The sequence below is a fragment of the Aestuariibaculum suncheonense genome, from assembly GCF_014596935.1.
Taxonomy (GTDB): Bacteria; Bacteroidota; Bacteroidia; order Flavobacteriales; family Flavobacteriaceae; genus Aestuariibaculum; species Aestuariibaculum suncheonense.
This window is the reverse complement of record NZ_JACVXC010000008.1, coordinates 87,545-111,630: the sequence shown is the minus strand read 5'-3', so window position 1 is coordinate 111,630 and position 24,086 is coordinate 87,545. Positions and strand designations below refer to the sequence as shown.

The 24,086-nt window shown below is 34.7% G+C and carries 10 protein-coding genes; 3 read left to right on the top strand and 7 right to left on the bottom strand.

Going from position 1 to position 24,086, the window contains the following annotated elements:
* Positions 1–5: 5 nt before the first annotated feature.
* The 3 genes from ICJ84_RS15980 to ICJ84_RS15970 form a co-directional block, all read right to left on the bottom strand.
* Positions 6–923 carry a hypothetical protein gene (locus ICJ84_RS15980; RefSeq protein ID WP_188217425.1) on the bottom strand — a complete coding sequence of 306 codons (918 nt, stop codon included), beginning with the start codon at positions 921–923 and terminating at the stop codon, positions 6–8.
* 16 nt (positions 924–939) lie between these two features.
* A complete protein-coding gene (locus ICJ84_RS15975; RefSeq protein ID WP_188217424.1) occupies positions 940–3,213 on the bottom strand; it encodes a SusC/RagA family TonB-linked outer membrane protein in 2,274 nt (757 codons plus the stop codon).
* Between the two features lie 649 nt (positions 3,214–3,862).
* Complete coding sequence (locus ICJ84_RS15970) at positions 3,863–5,221, bottom strand: Gfo/Idh/MocA family protein (RefSeq protein WP_188217423.1); 1,359 nt, start codon at positions 5,219–5,221, stop codon at positions 3,863–3,865.
* A gap of 263 nt (positions 5,222–5,484) precedes the next feature.
* On the opposite strand from ICJ84_RS15970, the gene ICJ84_RS15965 reads away from it, so the two are divergent.
* A complete protein-coding gene (locus ICJ84_RS15965) occupies positions 5,485–9,582 on the top strand; it encodes an ATP-binding protein (protein ID WP_188217422.1) in 4,098 nt (1,365 codons plus the stop codon).
* 73 nt (positions 9,583–9,655) lie between these two features.
* Here the strand turns inward: ICJ84_RS15965 and ICJ84_RS15960 are convergent, their stop codons facing one another.
* Positions 9,656–10,084: an FKBP-type peptidyl-prolyl cis-trans isomerase gene (locus ICJ84_RS15960; RefSeq protein WP_188217421.1), complete on the bottom strand. Its 429-nt coding sequence runs from the start codon at positions 10,082–10,084 to the stop codon at positions 9,656–9,658.
* A 555-nt stretch (positions 10,085–10,639) separates the two neighbouring features.
* Here ICJ84_RS15960 and ICJ84_RS15955 point away from each other — a divergent pair.
* Together ICJ84_RS15955 and ICJ84_RS15950 are read left to right on the top strand one after the other, a co-directional pair.
* Entirely contained in the window at positions 10,640–17,749 is a 7,110-nt protein-coding gene (locus tag ICJ84_RS15955) for a LamG-like jellyroll fold domain-containing protein (protein ID WP_188217420.1), read from the top strand.
* Between the two features lie 187 nt (positions 17,750–17,936).
* On the top strand, positions 17,937–18,719 hold the full coding sequence (locus ICJ84_RS15950; protein WP_188217419.1) for a hypothetical protein: 783 nt from the start codon (positions 17,937–17,939) through the stop codon (positions 18,717–18,719).
* Positions 18,720–18,819: 100 nt separating this feature from the next.
* On the opposite strand, the gene hisS is transcribed toward ICJ84_RS15950, so the two are convergent.
* The 3 genes from hisS to ICJ84_RS15935 form a co-directional block, all read right to left on the bottom strand.
* Positions 18,820–20,190, bottom strand: coding sequence for a histidine--tRNA ligase (gene hisS, locus ICJ84_RS15945; RefSeq protein ID WP_188217418.1), 1,371 nt, complete (start codon positions 20,188–20,190; stop codon positions 18,820–18,822).
* A 167-nt stretch (positions 20,191–20,357) separates the two neighbouring features.
* A complete protein-coding gene (locus ICJ84_RS15940) occupies positions 20,358–20,828 on the bottom strand; it encodes a DUF6495 family protein (protein WP_188217417.1) in 471 nt (156 codons plus the stop codon).
* Between the two features lie 100 nt (positions 20,829–20,928).
* A complete protein-coding gene (locus tag ICJ84_RS15935; RefSeq protein WP_188217416.1) occupies positions 20,929–24,084 on the bottom strand; it encodes an outer membrane beta-barrel protein in 3,156 nt (1,051 codons plus the stop codon).
* Between the last annotated feature and the right edge of the window lie 2 nt (positions 24,085–24,086).

Below are 24,086 nucleotides of genomic sequence, written 5' to 3'. Positions count from 1 at the left end.
TAAATTTAAAATTGTGTATCAATTCCTACAGATATGGTTCTTGCCTGCGGATAACCATTTCCGTACGTATTTCCGTTTGCGTTAACCATAGAAGCATCAACTACTTTTTTAGAACGTTGCCATTGGTAAGGGTTTAAAACATTAACGTTTACTCTTAACCTTGATAATCCAATATTTTTCATAAAGGATTCATTTTTATTAAAACTATACCCTATTGCCGCATTTGTTATTTTCCAGTAATCACCACTCTCTATCCATAAACTTTGATTTCCTCTAAATCCATAGAAAGGCCCACCAATACTTGCTGTTGTCGGGTATAACGCCGGAAAGTCTACTCCTGCAGCACCATCACCTGGTTGCTCCCAGAACGAGTGCTCACTTAAATCGGCTAAACCTCTTATTGCCCATTCATCTCCAGTACGATCGTACGCATCTAAATAAGGCTGTAATACCGTATTTTTAATATCAGCACCAAACGAGAATTGACTGTAAGCCTGTAAATACCATCCTTTATATTGGAAATTAACATTGAACGCTCCTTGAATATCTGGTATAGGAGAAAATTCTGTTGCTAATTTTAAATCATGATCCTCATTTAATAAATAATCGCCGTTTAAATCTTTCCAGATTGGAAATCCCGGTCTAATCGCTGCCCAGGCAGATTTACCCGTTAGCGGTTCTCCTGTAAACGGATTAACTGGTAATTGACTTAAATCATCAATAATATAATCGTTAATAAACATTCTGTACAAGTTAATAGGTAAACCTACTATATAACCATAGTCTTGCCCGTTAGAATTTGTGCCAATATAATCGCGGTTTCCGTTAGGTAATTTTGATACGAAATTTTTATTTTGAGCAAAGATTGCGGTTAATTCTAATTTAAAATCACTTGACTGTGGAAACACTTTATAGCGTATCATAGATTCCCATCCGTAATTAAGTACCCCCCCCTATATTTGCCGGTGCAAAGTTGTACCCCGAATATGCAGGGAAATTAGCATCTAACAACAGGTTTTCTGTAGATTTATTATACGCATCGAAAGTAATGTTTAACCTACGATTAAACGCTTCTACATCAACACCAATGTTCCATTGTGCTGTTTCTTCCCATCCTAGCGACTCATTACCTATACGTCCATAATTAGGGGTTACCCCAGTTACTCCTGCATAAGATGATACGTTCATTTGATTGGTATTATAACCACTGGCAACACCACCAAAACCTAAACTATACGCTCCATATCTTCTGTAATTTTCTGAGAACTGCTTTCCATTAACACCCCAACTTCCACGAACTTTTAAAAAGTTAACTGTACTTAAAACTGGTTCAAAAAATGGTTCCTCAGAAATAGTCCAACCACCATCAATAGCGTAAAAATTTGCCCAACGCACATTAGCTCCAAAACGAGACGAACCATCCCTACTTAAGTTTCCGTTTAACTGATATTTGTTTTTATATGTGTAAGATAATCGACCATAGTAAGATAACAAGGCGTTTTCACTAATATCGGTGAATCCTCTAATTTCATCTGTGGTATATCTACCATTTATGGTTTGAATAGCGTCACTACCAAAACCAATAGCAGCAACTTTCATCGTTTCATATTGGTTGTAATCTGCACGATTACCCAATACCCCAGTTAATCTGTGATCTCCAAAGGTTTTAAATAAACTTAAATAAAAATCTGAAGCTAAATTATTTCTGTTGTATAATGAATAACTTGAAAAACCATCACCTTCATTACGTATAATTGAAGGTTCGTAAAAATTCTTCTTATTACTATTATAAACATAACTTACTTGAGAATTAACGGTTAACCAATCTAACAAATCAAGACTTGCAAAATTTGACAAGGTTAAACCATAAGTTCTATCTGTACTCATTTTCTCATTTAATTCTCCTTTTAAAGACTCAATTCTTGTATCGGTTACGTAGAATAAAGAAGAATTTAATTGTGCTGGGTTAACAGGTAAGTTTGAGTTTAATGGATAAGGCCCATCATAAGGATATGGGTTTGCCTGACCTGTTAATTGATCTCCGTAAGTATATCGAGCGATTAACTGATTTCTGAATTTCTTTCCAACTTTAAAGTTTAAGCTAGAATTAAAAGTAATACGTTTAATCCCAGTGTTTATAACAACACCTTCTTGATTATCATATCCCAAACCTACTCTATAATTTGTTTCTTCGGATCCTCCACGCATACCTAAATTATACTTTTGAGAAATCCCTGTCTTATAGAATAATCCTTGATAGTCTACATTATTATTGAATGCAGGATTTAAACTATCAGATAAAATCATAGGTGTAGCTCCACTCTGTCTTTCATACTCTGCCCACCAAGTGTTTAACATATCCCATTTGGCATTACGTTCTGCCGCACCAACTAACATAGGCGCCAAACTCGGTGTAGGTTGTACTCCAATATTAGATGAGAATGTAAATTCTGGTTTAGATAAAGCTCTACCCTTTTTTGTTTCGATAATAATAACCCCATTTGCACCACGTGAACCATAAATGGCTGCAGCAGATGCATCTTTTAATACATCGATACTCTCTATATCATTGGGGTTTAATGACGCTAAGAAATCTTGATTTGAAACATTATAACCTGCCAAATCTTCTAAACTAGTTTGTACCCCATCTATGACATAGAGAGGAGTACTATAAGCTACATCAGGATCAATATTAGCACCAATGCTAGTATTTCCACGAATAACCAGAGCTCCTCTACCTCCAGGTGAACCCGTCATTGTTACGCTCTGCATACCAGGAACCTGTGTTGCTATTAAACCTGCTACGTTTAACACAGGAATACCTTCAATAGCATCCGATTTAATACTTGTCACAGCTCCTGTAACTTCTCTTTTTCTTACTTTTTGGTAACCGATAAGTACGACTTCCTCTAGCTCACCGACTTCTTCATCCATTTGGATTTTAAAAGACGTTTTAATTCCTACGGTTAATTCAATGGTCTTGTACCCCATAATAGAGCACACCAAAATAGAATTTGAATTAACTCCTGAGAGTTTAAAATTTCCATCAAAATCTGTCGACACTCCTTTTCCGGTTCCTTTGACTAACACATTGACTCCAGGTAATGGAATCCCTGTTTTTGCATCAGTAACTGTTCCTTGAATATTGCTACCCTGACCAAAGGACAAAATACTCATTTGAAGCGCCACTAAGAATAATAATAGTTTCCTCATAAATTTGGTTATTAATAATTGATTGTTGGTTAAAATAAAATTGTTTAGTTTTTTTGAAATTTTAGATTGTTTTTCATGTTGTATTCTTTTGTTTCATTTGCTTTGTTTTGTGCATAGTTTTATAAATTAAATTGTTAGTCTTCTTTTTTTAAAATCCTCTTTTTGTTATTCTTTCCATTTATAAATGTTATTCCATAACAACCTTTTAACAGAAACTTAACATTCAAATATGCTTCTTATTCGTGTAAAATGAGGGTGAAATTTCACTCATAAAGGTGTATTTTTTCTAAAACAAGACAAAAGAAGATTTCTTTTCTTACAACAACATTACACTGGAAAGCAAGCTATTAGACAAATAGCCTATAGAGAAATAAATGCGTCAATGAATAAGCTAAAAAGTATTTAAACCGTTAAGAATTCAACAACCTTTTAAACCTTATTTTCTTGAAAAAATCAAATTAAAAGAGAACTTCCCTTAAACCTAAGAATCGTTTTGGGTATCTTTTTTTTATTGACCTAAGAATTTATCGATAGTTACAAAATAAAAAACATCTTTGATTAAATTCTAAAATATAGAACTAAAAAAAAGAGGATATTTAAAACAATATCCTCTTTTAACAAGCACTAATGTGACTAATAAACCAAACAACTAATATGTGTCTTTAATCCAATTATAAGGCTTACGCTTTATCCAGGTTCCACGCGTAAAATCAGGGAAATCCTGTGGCTCGCCATTATTTTCTATTGATAATTCTGAAAGTGGTGTAATCGCACTCCAAGCTGCTGCATCGTAAGCATCTAATGGTGGTGCTATATTTTCTTTGGCCGATTCTACAAAGGCATTCAGTACGAAGAAATCCATACCGCCGTGCCCTGCACCTGTAGCTAATTCGCCATATTTTTGCCATAATGGGTGATCGTACTTCTTTAACCACTCATCAGCTTCGTCCCAACGATGCGGTTTCGATTTACCTTCCACGTAAATTCTGTTGCCATCTACTTCCCATAAACCTTCAACACCTTGTACTCTAAAGCCTAAAGAGTAAGGTCTTGGTAAACTACAATCGTGAGTTACAATAATGGTTTCTCCGTTTGAAGTTTCAATGGTACTGGTAATAACATCACCAATCTTGAAGTTTAATTTGGCATTCGGGTGATTTTCTCCGCCGTTATCGACAATATATTTATTAAGTCCTCTGCTTTTTGTTGCATGTGAGGTTAAGGATAAGAAACGGTTTCCACGGTTTATATCACACATCGCAGCGATTGGTCCCACACCATGCGTTGGATACACATCGGCATTTCTTAATAGGTTATGATTGGTACGCCATTTAGATTCTGAAATTCCCTGTTCTCCAAATTCCACACCTTTTCCGTAAGCAGTTTTTCCATCATTGAATAACACGCCTCTTAAATCGTGTTGGTAACCACATCTGAAATGGATTAACTCTCCAAACACATTTTGCTTAACCATATTAAGAACAGCCAAAATATCACGACGGTAGTTAACATTCTCCAGAATCATTAAATGACTTCCGGTTTCTTCATGTGTATTTACCAAATCCCAACATTCCTCTAAAGTGTTTGCTGCAGATACTTCAACACCCGTATATTTGCCTGCTTTCATAGAATCGACTGCCATTTTGGTATGCCACAACCAAGGCGTTGCTATAATAACAGCATCAACTTCTTTCAATTCCAGCAGGTTTCTATAATCGTAATCAGAATTTCCGAAAACTTTAGGTTTTGAATAGCCTGCATCATCAATCATTTTTAAAGCAATTTTAATTCTCTCTGGATCGATATCACAAATTGCTGTAACTTCAATATCTTTTCTGTGCAGTGCATTATTTAAGTGGTTGCACCCTCTTAAACCTACTCCAAGAAAAGCGAGTTTTAATTTTTCCTTAGAACCTCCTAAAACAGAGCCAAAAGACATATTCGGCAAAAAGGACAATCCTGCTCCTGCAATTGCTGTTTTCTTTACAAAATTCCGACGTGAATTCATATATTTTTAAATAAATAGTTTATTCGTTAAAATTACTTAACAAATATTGCTCTTACTATTCATTATTAAGTTGAATTTTTATGCATTAAAGGGTATAATTCTGCTTTTTAAAAGTGTTTGACTAATCTATTTACCTTTTTGACAAATTTGCACCCGTTTTAGCTAGTAATAGTAGTAACGCGGGTTAAGAGAAAATAAATTTTATTAATACCTTTACGAGAAGTCCTTTTGGATTAATTTTTGTAAATCCTAAAAACAAGTACATGCATTCGATTAAAACATACAAAATACTTGGTGTACTGCTATGCTTAACTACATTTGGTTTTTCCCAAAGTCATATCAATTTTAAACCATTAATACCTACAATTAATAACAAAACCACGTTTGTCTCAAAAACCGTTCAAGATAAACTAGGTAATATTTGGATGCTCTCCTCAAGTGGCATTATGATATACGATGGTTATAACTACAAATCAATTCCCAACCATATCATATTCAAAGAAAATAACGACCGTGTAGAAACTATCGTTGTGGATAACAACTACGATTTATGGATGAGCTCATTTAATGGAGCTCTTGTGAAATTCGACACTAAAGAAGGGGAGTTTAAAAATTTCAACTCACTTGTTAACCATGCGAAAATAAAAACCTTATACTACAAAGACCATAATTTATGGTTAGCAACAACTCAAGGCTTAATATACAGACATAACGATTCTAAAACCGACAGTATAACTCAGATTTTCAATAACAACATACCTGTTAAAAACATAAAAAACATTGCTTTAACAACGCCTGACAATATTTACATCAGTACCGAAAACGGTAAAATTTATAATTACAATCTAAGTTCAAATGCCCAAAATGAATTGGTTGGACTATATACCGATTATCCAGGTGGAATTATTTTAACAACCGATAAAAATGATAGACTTTGGATTGGCACTGAAACCTATGGTATCTTTGTTTACGATGATTTAAAAAAGCAGTTTATTCATGATGACCTGTTTAATGGTGAAAAATATAACGTAAATAAGGAAGTGTTTTTAACCCTATATAACGACAGCGATGGTTATATCTGGGGCGGGACAGATGGTGGCGGATTATATAAAATCAACCCCTATACCGGTGATATTAATTTGTTTTTTAAACAGGATGCCAACGAATTCTCTCTTGGTAGCAACACTATTTTAGATATTAATGAAGATAGCCATAAAAACTTATGGATTTGTACCAACTACGGAAAGCTCTCTGTGTTACCTAATGTTGATAACAACATTAATTATCATGAAGGATCGGCCAACCATACCCCACAACGAATTTTAAGCATTTACAAAAGCAGCAAGAATGATTTATGGATTGGTACTGACGGTTCCGGATTAACTAAAGTTGCTTTTGATGCTTCAGGAAAAACTACAGAAAACCAATATTTCAACAATCTAGCACTTAGCCGTGGATTTTACATTCAATCCATCACCGAAGATCTAAATCAAAATATTTGGTTCGGAACCTATCGCAACGGCTTGTGGTTCCATGATACAAAGCAAGAAACCTTCGATAAAATAGATATCTTAAACGCTAAAAATCAAGAAGCAACCGATGTAAGAACAGTTTTTACAGATTCTCAAGGTCGTATTTGGATTAGCTCTAATATTTCCTTAAACATTTACAATTCCGAAAAAGAACTATTAGTTTCCTTTGAAAACAACACCAATGGTTTACAGGGAAATATTGCTGAAAGTATCCTTGAAGACAACAATGGAACAATATGGTTGGGGTTCTACAATGGCGGATTGTTCAAATTTAATGAAAATCCTAACAACCTTAGAGCTTCATCATTCTCTAACGTTTCTCACAAAAAAAAATCGAATGAAGTCACCATTTCCTCTGTAAAATCCATGACGACAGGAACACCTGGTACACTTTGGCTTATAAACAATGAAGGTCATCTTGTTAAATTTGATATTCAAGCCAACACCTTTTCAGCTGTAAATGATATTAACATCTCAAAAGACACTAATCTAACTGCTGTTATAAAGCAGGATAACAATAATTTATGGTTAAGCTCTAGCAGCGGTATTTTTCATCTAAACACCAAAACTTTAAACGTAAAATCGTATTACAGTTCTGATGGTCTTCAAGACAATATCTTTTTATCTCGATGCGCGTTTAAAGACTCAAAAGGCATGCTTTATTTTGGTGGTAATAATGGATTAAATTATTTCGACCCTAATAAAATAAGCAAAAAAGAAAGCACGCCTCAACTCTTCATCAACACCATAGAAATTCTGAATCAACCTATTGAACAATTAATGCCAGAATACGGAAGTCTGGCTGCATACAATACGCTGCCTTTAAAATTAAAATCAAACCAGTCTTCATTTTCATTTAAATTCTCAGCTATTGATAATGTTCTGGATCCTAAGTACCACTATGCTTACCGTTTAAAAGGTTTTAACGACAACTGGATTATTAGTGGTCAGGAACGCTTAGCGACATATACAAACATTCCTTATGGCAATTATGTTTTCGAGGTCAAGGCTGGCACAAAAAAAGACAATTGGAATATTCCTCCAAAACAAATTGCCGTACATATTGCTCCTCCTATATGGCAGAGCCCAACGGCATATATTATTTATTTCATTCTTTTGTGTTTAGTTATTTACGCTTCAAGAAAATGGTATTTATTAAAGAATAAATTACTGGTTGAAAAACTTAACCACAGAAAAGAAAATGAACTTTACGACTTGAAAATGAACTTTTTCGCAAAAATGTCGCATGAAATACAAACACCAATTACTCTAATTTTAGGCCCCTTAGACGATATGCTAAAACGCTCTCAAGAGAACGGCAATATGTTACTCAATCAGCGTTTAAAAATCATTGAAAACAACAGCAAACGCCTTTCTAAAATAGCAAGAGAGTTGACTTTAATCCGCAACAAGGAATTAAACGAACTTAAACTTTTAGCCACTAAAAACAACCTTTATAATCATATTGAGGAAATATCGGTGTCGTTTAAAGAGCTGGCCCGAAAAAAACGCATCGACTTTGCTATAAACTGCCCTAAAAATCTGCATTCAGCTTGGTACGACAAAGAAAAAATAGAGCACGTTATTTACAATTTACTTTCCAATGCTTTCAAATTCACGCCCAAGGAAGGAAATGTTCAGCTTAACGTGATTCCTATCGATTCTAAAAAGCAAATTAAAGTTTCGGTTTCCGATACGGGCTCCGGCATTCCAAAGGATGAATTAGAACTTATTTTCAATCTATTTTACCAGTCGAAAACCAATAAGAAAAATAAAGGTTCAGGTATTGGATTAGCCCTAACCAAAGAGCTTGTTGATTTACACAAAGGCTATATAGAAGTGGAATCTTCTCAGGTTGAAGGCACCATTTTCACTTTCACGATTCCAATTACTAAAGAAGCCTATCGTGAATCTGAATTGATTGTCACCGATGATTCCAATGATTCTATCAACGAGGAATCTGAAGAAACAACAAAAACTTTAAAAGAAACCATTGAAAAAGACCTTTCTAAAAAAACCATTTTAATTGTTGAGGACAATTACGACCTTCAATCATTTTTGAAAGAACTTTTAGTAAAAGATTATAATATTTTATTAGCAGAAAACGGTGCCGAAGGCTACCATTACGCGAAAAGTAATTTTCCTGATTTAATTTTAACCGACATTATGATGCCTAAAATGGATGGTATTGAAATGTGTGCCATGCTTCAAGAAGACACGCTTACAAAACACATTCCTGTGATTATGCTAACCGCCAAAAATTCGACGAATTCTAAAATTTCGGGACTGAAATCTGGTGCGATTGAGTATATTAACAAGCCATTCAACACCAACGAGTTATTATTAAAAGTTAAAAACATTATATCTTCTAAAGAACATATTATCTCAAAATACCGCAAAGAAATCATTAGTAGTCCAGAAATTGACACCGAAAAAACTCAGGATGAGATTTTCTTAGAAAATATGACTTCTATAATTAACGCTAAACTGAATGATGACGGTTTTAAAATTGAAGACTTAGCCGAATCATTAAACATGAGTTACTCTAGTTTATATAGAAAATGTCAGGCATTAACGGGCAAAAATCTAGTGGATTATATTAGACTAATTCGTTTAAAACGCGCAGCGGTATTAATTACCAAATTTGGCTATTCTATTTCTGAAGCGGCCTTTGCAGTTGGATTTAACGATCCTAAATATTTTTCTAAATGCTTTAAAAAGCAATACGATAAAAGTCCGAAAGAATTTAGTAAAGAAGCCGAAAAAATTGGTATTGACAATTACTTAAAAGCACATAGTCTGGAGCAATTTAGTAATAGTGTCAACTAAAAGCGCACACTTCATAAAACAAAAAAGCTTGAGTAATTCTCAAGCTTTTTATTTATCTAAAAAATAGTCTTAACTATTTGATTTCAATCAACTCTAATTCAAAAGTTAAATCTTGACCTGCTAATGGGTGGTTACCATCTACAATAATATGGTCTTCGTTTACCTGAGCCACTCTAAATTGATGCTCTCTACCGTCTTCACTTCTTGACACTAAGCCCATTCCTACTTCAGGTTTTACTTCTTCCGGTAATTGCGAGTTGTCTACTTTATGAAATAATTCCTGTTGAATATCGCCATAAGCGTCTTCCATAGGAATAGTTACTGTTTTCTTCTCGTTAACTTTCATGTCAATGATAGCTTTCTCAAAACCAGGAATTAAAAGCCCTTGTCCAAGGGTAGCCTCTAATGGTTCTCTTTCAGCAGAGGTGTCAAAAATTTGACCATCGCTTAATTTTCCTGTGTAATGAACTCTTACGGTATCATTTTCTTTTACTTGACTCATAAATTTTGTTTTCTTGTTTAAAAATCATGACAAAACTACTATTTATAAATTGAACACCAATAAGATATCCCGAAAACATCCCCTATTTAAGATAACCTTAACCTAAAAAACAAACTTCTAAAACTCCTATTAAATACATCATTGTATCTTAAAACAATAACATGATTTAATGAGCATTTTTCAAACTCATTTAAAATCAAAAACAACATTTTGTCGATTTTTTTTGCATTTCATGGATATTTTTACATTTTTTTGTTTTATATTCGTCGATGTAAATTGTTTATACTCACAATCCTAAGTCTATTATTGTGATTATCTCTATTTACTAAAGCTAAATCAATACCAAAAAAGAAGTGATAATATTAATCTGCACACCAAAGAATAAACAGGTATTTCAACGAGTATTTTTGAGATGCCCTCGTGGTAGCACTAATTTTACGCATTCCCTTAAAGGATTGGTTAATAGCATAATTAAACTAAAAATTACTTGTCTATGGAAATTACTTTATAGACGGGCTTTTTTTGTTTGTGCAACGCCCTAAACGTTAACTAATTATGAAGCATAATTACTTTAAACACCTTTTTACTCTCATAGGCTTGCTTTATTTAAGCTTAAACTTACATGCCATAACTTATTATGTTAATAGAGTAACAGAAACATACAATACAACTACGATTCCATTATACTACGGAGCACTTTCTGATTATGCACGCTTTGTGGAAAAAGAGCTAAAAACAGCTGTTGTTTATCGACAAACGACCTCTCAATCGTTAAAGAGTATGGAAGTTCCTATTGATGTTGCTGGAGATTACAGATCTGTTAGCGATGGAGACTGGACCAGTCTATCTACCTGGCAATATTATGATGGGACAACCTGGGGTACAGCTACTTCATATCCTGGGCTCAATAACACAAATAATGTTACCATATCACATTTTGTAACTGTAGCTTCTATAGTTAGTATCCCAAGTTTAATTAACAGCATTTCTATTGACGGTTCCTTAATTCTAGGTAATGGCGCTAGCAGCAATATTAACATAACTGTAAATACAAATGCTCTTAATATTCTATCAGGAGGAAATATTGATTTTAATGGTAATAAAGTAGATTTAACACTATCAAATGGAAATGCTGTCATTGACATAGCAACTGGAGGAAATATCATAGGAAATTGTTCTAACAACAATGAAATATTTTTGGGTTCAGGAATAGACTATGCCGTATGTACTGGAGGAGGTAACTATACTTTTGCACAATTAGTGTCGTCTGGGGGAAGTTTAAATGCTGAAATCACATTACCAACCACAGCTGCTTCATATCTAGCTGAAGCTTGTACCTTGGTATCTCTCCAAGGAAATCATTCAGGAACAACCACTGGCACTGTTAATTATGAATGGACTATTACAGATCTAACCGACTCAACAACTACTACAATATCCGGAACATCAACAAACTTCACCCCAGAAATTGGACACACTTACTCTGTTTCTTTTGAAGTAACTGATGAGTTATATAATAACGTTGCCACATTAGAAATAACAACACAGGATGTAACTAACCCGATTACTCCTTCTCTTGCCGATATTACAGGTGAATGTTCTGCTACGGCTACAGCTCCTACAACTACTGATGCCTGTGCCGGAACCATTACAGGTACAACATCTGATCCTTTAACTTATAATACACAAGGAACCTTTGTGATTAACTGGACATTTGATGATGGTAACGGAAACTCTATCATTGTCCCTCAAAATGTAATTGTAGAGGATGTAACCAACCCGATTACTCCTTCTCTTGCCGATATTACAGGTGAATGTTCTGCTACGGCTACAGCTCCTACAACTACTGATGCCTGTGCCGGAACCATTACAGGTACAACATCTGATCCTTTAACTTATAATACACAAGGAACCTTTGTGATTAACTGGACATTTGATGATGGTAACGGAAACTCTATCATTGTCCCTCAAAATGTAATTGTAGAGGATGTAACCAACCCGACCCCAGACGCAACCTCTTTACCAGACGTAACTGGGCAATGTTCGGCAACAATTACTACCGTGCCTACAGCAACCGATAATTGTGGAGGAACTATAAATGGAACCCCAAATAAATCTTTAACAAGAAATACGCAAGGAACAACAGTAGTAACATGGACATTTAATGATGGTAATGGTAATAGTTCAACACTAACACAAAATATTATAGTTGACGACACTACCAAACCAACGCTAACCGCCATTTCTGATCGCAATGAAAATTTAGATACCTCTTGTAATTTTAGAATTCCTAATTATACTGCACTTACTACTGCTAATGATAATTGTACAGTAACCGGAAGTATTACTAAAACTCAGACTCCAGCTATTGGAACAATTATAAGTGGTCATAATAGTACGCAACTAATAACAATTACAGCCAACGATGGTAACGGTAACTCTGAGTCAACTTCATTTACCATAACGCTTAAAGATATAACTAAACCAAGCATTGCTTGTCAAGGCCCTGTTAATGTAACAACCTCAAGTGATGGTTCAGGCAATTGTGAGACCGCTGTAAACTTAGAGCTTCCTGATGTTTCCGACAATTGTACAAACTCGGCCGATCTGTTAATAACAAATAATGCACCTGCCTTATTTCCAACGGGATTAACAATAGTAACCTGGACGGTAGATGACGGTCATGGAAACACTAATACCTGTACACAAAACGTAACCGTTACTGACGATGAAGATCCTGTGGCAGTAGCTAAACCAATAACTGTTTATTTAAGTGCAACCACAGGAACTGTTAATGTTTCTCCGTTAGATATTGAAGGTGGTTCAAGTGATAATTGCGGCTTTTTTATAGGATCTGTTACACCGTCATCATTTGATTGTAGTAATGTTGGTACGAATACAGTAACCTACACTGTAAAAGATAACGCCGGTAGAACCAATAGCACCTCAACAACGGTAACCGTTATTGATGATACAGCTCCTCAAGCTATATGTAAAAACTATGTTGTTGTTGTTGATGCTTTAACAAGAAAAGCTGTAATTACAGCCTCAAATATCGATAATGGATCTTACGATGCCTGTGGCATTCAATCTTACAGTTTGTCTCAATACGAATTCGATGCCGACCCTACTGGCAATGTTTATACTATTCCTGTAACTCTAACAGTTAAAGATAATAATAACAATGAAGCTTCTTGTACAGCTACCGTTACTGTAGAACCACCAAAAAACAATAACACCTACCTCACTGGACAAATCATTCCTCTTAACGGAGATCCTGCCAGTGCTTTAATAGAGGCTACAGCATGCCCAGGTGGAATTACAACACCTCGAGATGTTCAATTTACTTTAAGTCCGGTTAATGGTTATGATTTACAAGCTTCACAAGTTTTATATTGGGAATATTCTACCGATAATGGCGAAAACTGGATAAAAATAAACAACACATCAGGTCTGCTAACACACACCATTACTAATTTAACAGGAGACACTTTCGTTAGACTTGTCTTGGAAGATGCTGAAGATGCAAATGTTATACAGACATCAGCCGAAGCTTATGTTAGATTTTTACCTCCTGATGAGCCACCAATTATTGTAAGCCACTCGGCTTTAGATATTTGTTTAAATGAGAGTGTTACTATAAATGCTGAGAGTTTCTTTAATCAACCTAATGGACAATTTGGTGAAGGAGGAGAGTTTAATTATGCACAACCTGATGGATGGCGAGTTGATGGAATTGATGGTTTTTTTCCAGCGAGTGGAAATACAACAACACAACCTACATGGAAAGAAACAAATTCTAATAATAACCAAACATTTAGTGGTATTAATTATGACACTACAGACAATTCTAAATTTGCGATGGCCAACGGTGTTGGTAACACAACAACACTGGAAACTCCTGTGTTTTCAACAATAGGAATGACCTCTGCTGAAGCAATCATGAGTTTTAATACTAGTTTTTATTTCTGTAATGGTGGTTACGGAAAAATAGAATTGTCTTTCGATTCCGGAAACACATATTCAGAAACCTTAACAACTGTAGAAGGTTATGATTTCGATTCTACTGTTGGGGGAACAACCACTTCTGGAGTTGTTTTAACGACTGGTACTGGAGGAAAATGTATTGGAAGAACAGATCCGAGAATGCTTCCCGCAACCATAAATTTAGGTGCTTACACTGGTCTATCGGGACTTCGTGTTAAATTTACATTTGTAGGAAGTACATCTGATTGTGGAGATGCGGGCCCTTCAATGTTTTCCAATCCAAATAATTTAAATTGTAATAAGGCTGAAAAAGTTGCGAGTGGATGGGCTATAGATGCCATTGGATTTGCTTACGCCCAAGTAGAAGATGAATTAGAATGGACAGACGAAGAAGGAAATGTTATCGTAAGAGGTGAGTCTTTAACCGTAACCCCCAGAACACCTGGGCAAAGAGAATATGGCGTTACAACCTTGGTAAACGGATGTAGAACAGACAACGATTCTGGAACTAACTTTGTAAACGTTTATACCAGTTTAGCATATGCTGGTCAAGATTACACTCCTGTTACCAGTGAATGTGGTGAAAACAATTTACAACTTAGAGCCTACGATAATACCAGAAATGCAAAATATAATTTTGATAATGGCGCTTGGGAAGAAAATTTATACGTTGTTCCTGCAGGTTTAACCGCCGATGATCCTGTAAAATATTTAGGGACAGGCGTTACGGGTCAATGGTCTATAGTAAATTCCAGCTCAACATCGTGTGGAAATTCGGCAACATTCTCAAGCGTTACAGATCCTAATGCCATTTTCACAGCCGATCCGGGAACTTACACTTTAAGATGGACCCTTCAGGATGCAAAAGCGTGTTATGATGAAATTAAGGTAACTATTGTTGAGTGTCCTACTATAGACTTTGATGGTACTAACGATTATGTTACATTCAGAAATAACTATGATGCTATTAATAATTTAAATAACGATTTTAGTATTGAAGTATGGGTAAAACCAGATGCCGTAAACAACAAAAGAACCGTCTTTTCAAGAAAAGATTTTGGAAACAATACAAACGGTTATGATTTCAGTATTGTAAATGGACAAGTTCAATTCAATTGGTTTAATGGAACAAACTCAGGTACTGTTACCTCTGGAGCCAATGTTGTAGACACAAGCAGATGGTATCATTTAGCAGTAACTTTCGATGGTAGCACCTATACCCTTTACGTTGATGGCATTGAACTAAACTCCGCTAATGGAATGGTTCCAGCCTCTACACCAACAAACATTGAAGCCCTACTGGGAGCCATGGACCAATCGCCTCCTAATGATCCCGTTAATTATTTTGAAGGTTGGATGGACGAACTTAGAATTTGGAATAAAGCTTTAACACCTGAACATATTAGACAAATGATGAATCAGGAAATTGACGCCTTAGGTACTGACGTTGGAGGTATTGTAATACCTACCAAAATTTATGGGCCTGATGTGGATAATGATGGTAATGAAGACGATTTGTTAACTTGGAACAACTTAATAGGCTATTACAGAATGAGCACTATTACTTGTGGTGATTTGGATGCTTATAAAGGTGTTAATGGTAGACTTAGAAATATTACAACAAGTCAAATAGAATCAGCTCCTCTTCCTTACGTTACAAAAACTGATGGATTATGGACAACCAATACTACATGGAAAGAACCTGTGGTTTGGGATATTCCGAATGGTGTTGGTATAAATGGAGATATGATTGACTGGAATATTGTAAAAATTATAAATAATGTACAGTCTGGAAATAAAGACATTACGGTTTTAGGACTACTTGTTAATTCTGGATACGAACTCACCATACAGGACCCAACACCTCCTTTTGATGAAACCAATGATGGACAAGGTTTATGGGTGACACATTATCTATGGCTAGATGGTCTTATTGATTTAGTAGGAGAATCTCAATTGGTTCAAAAACGATATGGCGACTATATTAATTATGGAACAGACACTCAAAGCTTTACTACAAGGCAGTTTAACGAAAGTATTTTAGATGTTGCTGGAAATGGATTCTTAGAGCGAGATCAGCAAGGGACTAGTAATATATTTAATTTTAATTACTGGGGTTCTCCTGTAGGTATTCGAAGTACGACGACCAATAATATGCCATTTGTTCCAATTTACAATATGCTTGACGGTACTACACAAAACGAGCAAAGAATTAATTGGATTGGAGGCTATGATGGTAAGCCTACCTCTCCTATCAGTTCTGCTAGATATTGGTTATGGTCTTATCAAGATGCTCCAGGTAACACTTATTCTGCATGGGTGCATATGGATGCTTACACCAGGTTAAAAGCTGGATTAGGATATACATTAAAAGGTAGTGGAACAAATGAGAAACACCAAAATTATACATTTAGAGGACAACCGCATAATGGTACAATTACAAATACCGTTGGAGATGGAAACCACACTCTAATAGGAAACCCTTATGCATCAGCTATTTACGCTAGAGAGTTTATTAAGGATAATATTCCTAAATTAAATCCTTTAAATCAACCAACAGTAGCACATAATAACACAACCGGAAGTATAGAAGGTACACTTTATTTCTGGATACATTATGACACCAATAACACACATATTTTGAAAGATTACCAAGCTGGTTATGCCACATATACATTAGCGGGTGGACTTGAAGCTGTTACTACACCTTTACTAACAGAAGATGGTTTTTATATTAGTGGACAAGGTAGTTCTGACAGAATCCCTGTTGATCATATTCCTGTTGCTCAAGGATTCTATGTAACCTCTGCTGGAACTAATAAAATAACTTCTAATATTGAATTTAGAAATAGTCAAAGGGAATTTAAGAGAGAACCTGTTTTGGCAACCACCACCGGTGCTCAATTATACAAAACTGCTAACACAGGGAAAGATTCTAAAACATCAACAAGCCAAAATGCAATAAACGAATATAATATTCAACGCATTAGATTTAAATTTAAGAGCGATAGTGGTACACGTAATTTAATATTAGCATTCACCCCTAATAATGAAGCTAGCGATGGTTATGATTATGGTTTTGACGCCAAAGTGTTCGATCCGTTACCAAACGATATGACTTTTGCATTGAATGGTGATAAACTTATAATTCAGGCCGTAGGTAAATTTGATGAAAACAAACAATACCCATTCACTATTTACACTAACAAAGGAGGTTCTTTTGAAATTTCAATCAAGTCTTTTGAAAATTTAGAGCCAAGTACCAAAGTTTATATTTATGATAGTTTGTTGGGTACTTATACTAAAATCAACGATAAAAATTCAACATTCAATATTACCTTAGATACAGGTCTGTATAAAGATAGATTTTATGTAACCTTTATTAATAAAGATCTAAAAACGCTATCAACAGTTAATGAAGATTTAAATAAAATTCAAGTTAGTTACTTACATAATGCCAAAGAAATTGATGTTAATTTACCAACAAATGTTGAAGTAAAACAAATTCAGTTAATCAACATTTTAGGTCAAACCATAAATCTTTGGAACAAAACGAATATGAATTTTGATTCTAATGAAATTAGAATTCCTCTTAATAATGATATTGCCCAAGGCAGCTACATTGTTAACATTACTACTTCTAACAGCAATATATCCAAAAAAATTGTAGTAAAATAAGTAGCCTTTTTATTAAAAACCTAAAAAGACTATCTCATATGAGATAGTCTTTTTTTATCCCCACCTCTTTAAAAGAAGTTTTATTCCTACAAATAAAATGCTTTTTGTCGATAAATTTGTTATTTTATCGATTTTATTTATAAAAATCCATATATTAGCATACAAATCAACCATAACCTGAAGCCCTATGATACGAAAATTACACTTATGCTTTCTGTTGTTTTTTTTAGGTAGTTCGTTAACAACAAAACTACTCTCACAAAACATACAAAGAGTAAGAATAGATTTTACTGTTCCTGGCAAATTAACGAGACCTTTACTGTTTAGTTTCACAAAAGACAATTCAGCTACAGACAATTACGATTACGGCTACGATGCTATTAATTATACTCAATACCCTTATGATTTAAATTGGGTAATTAATGATTTAAACTGCACTATTCAAGCCGTTGGAGCTTATGATGATTCTAAAAAATATCCTCTATGGCTATTCATGTCAACCGAAGAAGATTTTTTCATCTCATTTAACCGCTTAGAAAACTTCGACACCCCAATTGATGTCTTTATTTACGACAAAAAAGAAAACACCTATACTCGTATAAATGACTCAAATTTTAAATCTCATGTTACAAAAGGAGAACACGACGATAGATTTTATTTAGCTTTTAAAAGTGAAAACACAATATCATCAACATCTGCTGCTAAAACACTATCTACCGAAGATGAAATCTTAAAAAACACAAAAATTCAATATTTAAGAAATTCTAAAGAATTATATATCGACACCAACGGTTTGACTTCTATAAAAGAAATCGCTTTAACAAATGTCAATGGTCAAAGATTATTTTCAACTAGGAATATAAATGACACTCACATAAAAGTGCCCATTCACCAAATGGGTAGCCAATTGGTTTTTGTCAATGTAATTACAGATATCGGCCAAACCACAAAACAACTCATTATTCACTAATCAATAAACAAAGACACTCTGCTAAGATGTTTAATTATTTGAGTTAGTCACTTTTCATAATTAACTAAAAAAAGCTCTAAATTTCTTTAGAGCTTTTTTCTTATTTTATCTGAGATATTAATTCTTCTATATTCAATTTGTGTTGTTCACCCGTACTCATGTTTTTAAGCGTGAAAGTATTCGATATCATCTCCTCTTCTCCAACTAATACCACATAAGGAATCAAGCGTTTATTCGCATGATTCATTTGCTTTTTCATTTTAGCTGAATCCGGATACAATTCAGCTTTGATGCCATTTTCACGTAAAGCTTTTATAGCGTTTAAACTGAATAATGCTTCTTCATCACCAAAGTTTATGAAAAGAACTTCTACATTTTTAGTTACGGTTTCCGGGAATAAATTCAACTCCTCTAATACCAAGTAAATACGATCTAAACCAAAACTAATCCCTACACCACTTACATTTTGAAGTCCGAAGATACCTGTTAAGTCATCGTAACGACCACCACCGCCAATCGACCCCATTTGAACGGACTTTGGTGCAGCTACTTCAAAAATAGCTCCGGTATAATAGTTAAGTCCTCTAGCTAAAGTCACATCTAACTGTAAAGCGGCGGTATTTAATCCTAATTCTGAAATGGCTTGGTTAATAAAAGCTAATTCTTCAATTCCTTTTGTTCCTTCTTCCGAAGATGATAAAATTGATTTTAAAGATTCAATTTGAGATTCAAACGACCCTGATAAAGAAAATAATGGCTGTAATTTAGAAATACCCTCTTCTGAAATCCCTTTTGAACGCATTTCTTCTTTTACATTCTCCTCTCCAATTTTATCCAGCTTATCTAAAGCCACCGTAAAATCGATTAACTTATCGTGAGCACCAATAACTTCGGCAATACCAGATAAAATCTTACGGTTATTAATTTTTATCGTTACGCATTCTAATTTTAAAGCTGTAAAAACCGCATCGTATAACTGAATAAACTCCACCTCTTGCCAAAGCGAATCGCTACCAACAACATCGGCATCACACTGATAAAACTCTCTAAAACGTCCTTTTTGAGGTCTATCGGCTCTCCAAACAGGTTGAATCTGATAACGCTTAAATGGAAACTCGATTTCACTTTGGTGTTGCACAACATAACGCGCAAAAGGCACGGTTAAATCGTAACGCAACGCTTTTTCAGAGATACTCGATGTTAACTTTAACGAGTCTTTTGTTTCGTAAGCTACATTATCTGCTTTTGATAAATAATCTCCAGAATTTAAAATCTTAAAAATAAGTCTATCGCCTTCATCTCCATACTTTCCCATTAAGGTATCCGAGTTTTCAAAGCTAGGTGTTTCAATAGGTTGAAACCCAAACGTTTCGAATGCACCACGAATGGTGTTAAATATATAGTTGCGTTTTGCGACTTGTTCCGGATTAAAATCTCTCGTTCCTTTTGGAATGCTTGGTTTTTGAGCCATATTAAATGCCTGCGCAGGCAGGTATCTTGGTTAAGGTTAATAATAAAAAAATGCTTCTCGAAGTTTACCGCAAATAATATTTGCTCTTCTTAATATCAAATCCTCGAAGCGACAAAAATAAGAGTTTAATTTGAATAAGATTCCTGCCTTCGCAGGAATGACATATTTTAGTTGATAAGCTTATTAAAATATTTAAACAAATCGCCTTTTGTTATTACTGCGCCTTGCTCAATCATTTTAAACTTATCTAAATTCTTGTCGTCGGTATAGTCTTTATCAGCTTGCAAAAACTCTACATTTTCATCCATTAAATTTTCACGCAGCCAGGCATAACCTTCTTCTGTTGTTATATCAACATCATCATTCTTAATATTTAACACAATGGCGTGCATCTCGTCTTCATCTAAATGAAATAAATACATATGTTGTGGCGATATATGCTCTAAATATTCAGCTTTGTTTAATACACCTTCCCAGATTAAATCGCTAAACACATCTAATTCAGCTTCTGCTAACTCTGGTTTATTAGCTTTAAGATTCGTCCATTCGTCTGCTGTAATAGACTGGGTTGCTAAAAAGTTAATAAACTCCTGGTGTAATTCTTCAAATTGCTCTTTTGTAAGTCGCGAATACTTCATAGTATATTTTTATTCTGATTCAATTTCTAAACATCCGATTGCAAAAAAAAAGCGCTCATGATATTAAGAGCGCAAATTTAATAATATATTATTCTTTATTCTAGAAAATGTAGCGCAAACCAAACTGAGCTTGCCATCTCGAAGCTAGACTAGAATCATATCCAAAAGATTTGGTTAAAGAAGAATCAAAAGTATACACCGGTGAACCTCCAGAGGTATCAACACTTATAGGTGATAAATTATTTGGCTGCTCTACGACACCCCAATGGGAATTAATTAAATTCCCAAAGTTTAATACATCTATACTAAGTTGTAAAGTATTCGTTTTATCCCCCCCTACGTTGAAATTTAAATCTTGTAGAATTTTTATATCCCATCGGCTTCTCCATGGAGCCAAAGCCCCGTATCGATTAAAATATTTCCCTCTGTTATCACTCAAGTACTTATCTTGTTCTATAAATCTTTCATAGGCTTCTGCCTGTCCTGCACCAGAAAACTGCATTTGTTGTAATTCACTGGCAGTTGGAATGTAAATTAAATCGTTATTTTGGGTTGAACTATCTCCATTAATATTTCCTGCGTAAGTATAGTTAAAACGTCCTCCCTGAGCATATTCTCCAAATGTAGAAATCGTTGTAGCCCATTTATCATTTCCATACGTCCACTTTTTACTGGCTATAGCAACAAATCTGTGAGTATCTCCATATTTTGAATATGATAATACATCTGCATTAACGTTACCAGATACTGGGTTAAAATCGAAGGCATCTCCTGTGATTTCTGCCTCAATTGAATTAACATCTTTTGAATTTAGGTAATTATATGCCAAGCTGGTAAAATACCCGTTTCCAAAAGTTTTTTGAGCTTTAATAGTTGTATTCCAAATTCGACCTTTATCTGTATTTGTAAAAACATAAGCATTATTACCCTTGTCGCTATCTAAATAAAATGGTCTGTTATCTTCAGGTGCATTTAAGGTTGCTGATGGTTCTCTATGTCCCCAATTTTGAACATGAGCACCATTTATATCTTTTGTATAAGAGATATCGGCTGTAAGTGTTAAACCATTTTCAAATCTGTGATCGGCACCTATGTTGGTTCTCCATACTTGTGGCCATTTGTAATCCGGATCAACAAACTGAAAGAATCCATCGTCGGCTCCACTTACCTGATTCCCCAACCATACGAAAGGGAAACGACCTGTAAATAATCCTGAACCACCTCTTATTTGAGTTTTTGCTTCATCATTAATATCCCAATTAAATCCAACTCTAGGAGAAATCAACCAATTATTGTTTGGCAAGGTGGTTGAGTCAAAAGTAACCTCTTCTTTTTTGTTTGGGTTGTAATAAAGCACAGAATTATCTCTTGTAGCACCGTTATCGGTATCAATATACTTTTGAATTAAATCTGCAGTATTGAAATATAGAGGTTTATCAAATCGAACACCATATGTCAATTTAAAGGCATCTGAAACATTCCATTCATCCTGCACATAGAATGATAATTGTCCTACATTTAACTCGGCTAGTTTCCAACCACCGTCGTTACCTGTTCCATTAGAATTAAATGTATCGTATGCATTTTGAGTGGCTGCTAAATACTGTTCTACAACCCCTCCCGGTTGTGCGTTATCTAAAAATGTCTGAACATTGGGATATGGACTAAAGATCCCATAATAAGGAAAAATTCCAAAATTAAACGATTCATAATTTACAAGATTGAAGGAGTTTGCAAATTCAAATTTCTCAAAAGAAACACCAACGGTAAACGTATGACTCCCTTTGGTGATATTTAAATTATCGGTGAATTGAAACACCTTTTGGTCTAATAAATTATTTATTGAGAACGGCTCATGACCAGCTATAATATAATTAGCCCCTGCACCATCCTGAATGGTAATAACAGGTGCTGGCTTAGAAAATGGATTTCTAAAATCATCAAAATGCGAATATCCTGCCTGCAATTTATTGGTGATTTCATCGGTGAAATTAGAATTCAATTCTAACTGAACTGAATTTAATTTATTATTAATTTCATATCCTGAATTCTGGAATTGCAAGGTAGAAAAACTAGGTCCTCTAACACCCAATGCTGTTGGATGTGCTGGTTTTTCTTTTGAAGCATCTAAAAAATTATAAATTACAGCCAAACGGTTATTATCATTAATATTCCAGTCTAATTTAAAAATACCTTTAGTAGAATTAGAACCAAAAGTGAAGCCTTCATATGCTCCAGTATCATAACCTAGCGTTGCCAGTGCATTCTGTACATTAATCAAATCTGTTTCCAGTACTCTAGATTCATTTACAGCACCTGATGCGGTATTTGGAACCCAACCGTTGGATCCCAAATCATTTCTATCATCAATTTCAAAATTAGCAAAGAAAAACAATTTGTTTTTAATGATAGGTCCACCAATACTTAAACCATATTGAAGCTGTTCTAAATCTGGTTTTGTAACTTCTTCTCCATTAATTTTACCTCCTGTTAAATCTTCATTCCTAAAAAAACCGTAAACCGTACCATGAAATTCATTTGTACCACTTTTTGTAACCGCATTTACCGATGCGCCGGTAAAACCTGATTGCGTTACATCATAAGGTGCAGTAGCTACCGAAATTTGATCGATAGCATCTAAAGAAATTGGTTGAGCATCGGTTTGCCCTCCTGGTGTCGGGGAATCCAAGCCAAAAGGATTATTAAAAATAGCTCCGTCCAATGAAAAGTTATTAAACTGATCGTTTCTACCTCCAAATGAATTACCACTTGCCGAAGGTTCTAATCTGGTAAAATCGGCAGCCGATCTTGAAATCGTTGGCAAACGCGTTATCTCCCGTCGCCCCACGCTAGTTTCCGCACCTGTACGATCACTTCCAAAAGTTCCAGTACGTGAACCTTGAATTACAACTGCATCCAATTCCTGACTATTCTCTATTAAAACAATATCCAAATTTAAAGTATTACCCAGCGAAAGATACACTTCTTTTAAAGTTTGTTCCTGATAGCCAATAAAACTTATTGTTATGGTATAGGGCCCTCCGATTCTTAGATTCAATAAGTTAAATCTACCATCAAAATTTGAAGCTGCACCATAATTTGTACCTGTAGGAGTATGTACTGCCAAAATATTAGCACCAGGAAGCGGCACAGAATTAGCATCCAACACAAGTCCTTTAATGTTAGAGGTCGTAACCTGAGAAAAAGCTGATAAGCTAATAATCAGAAAAAAAACTAGAAATGGAATTCTTTTCATGA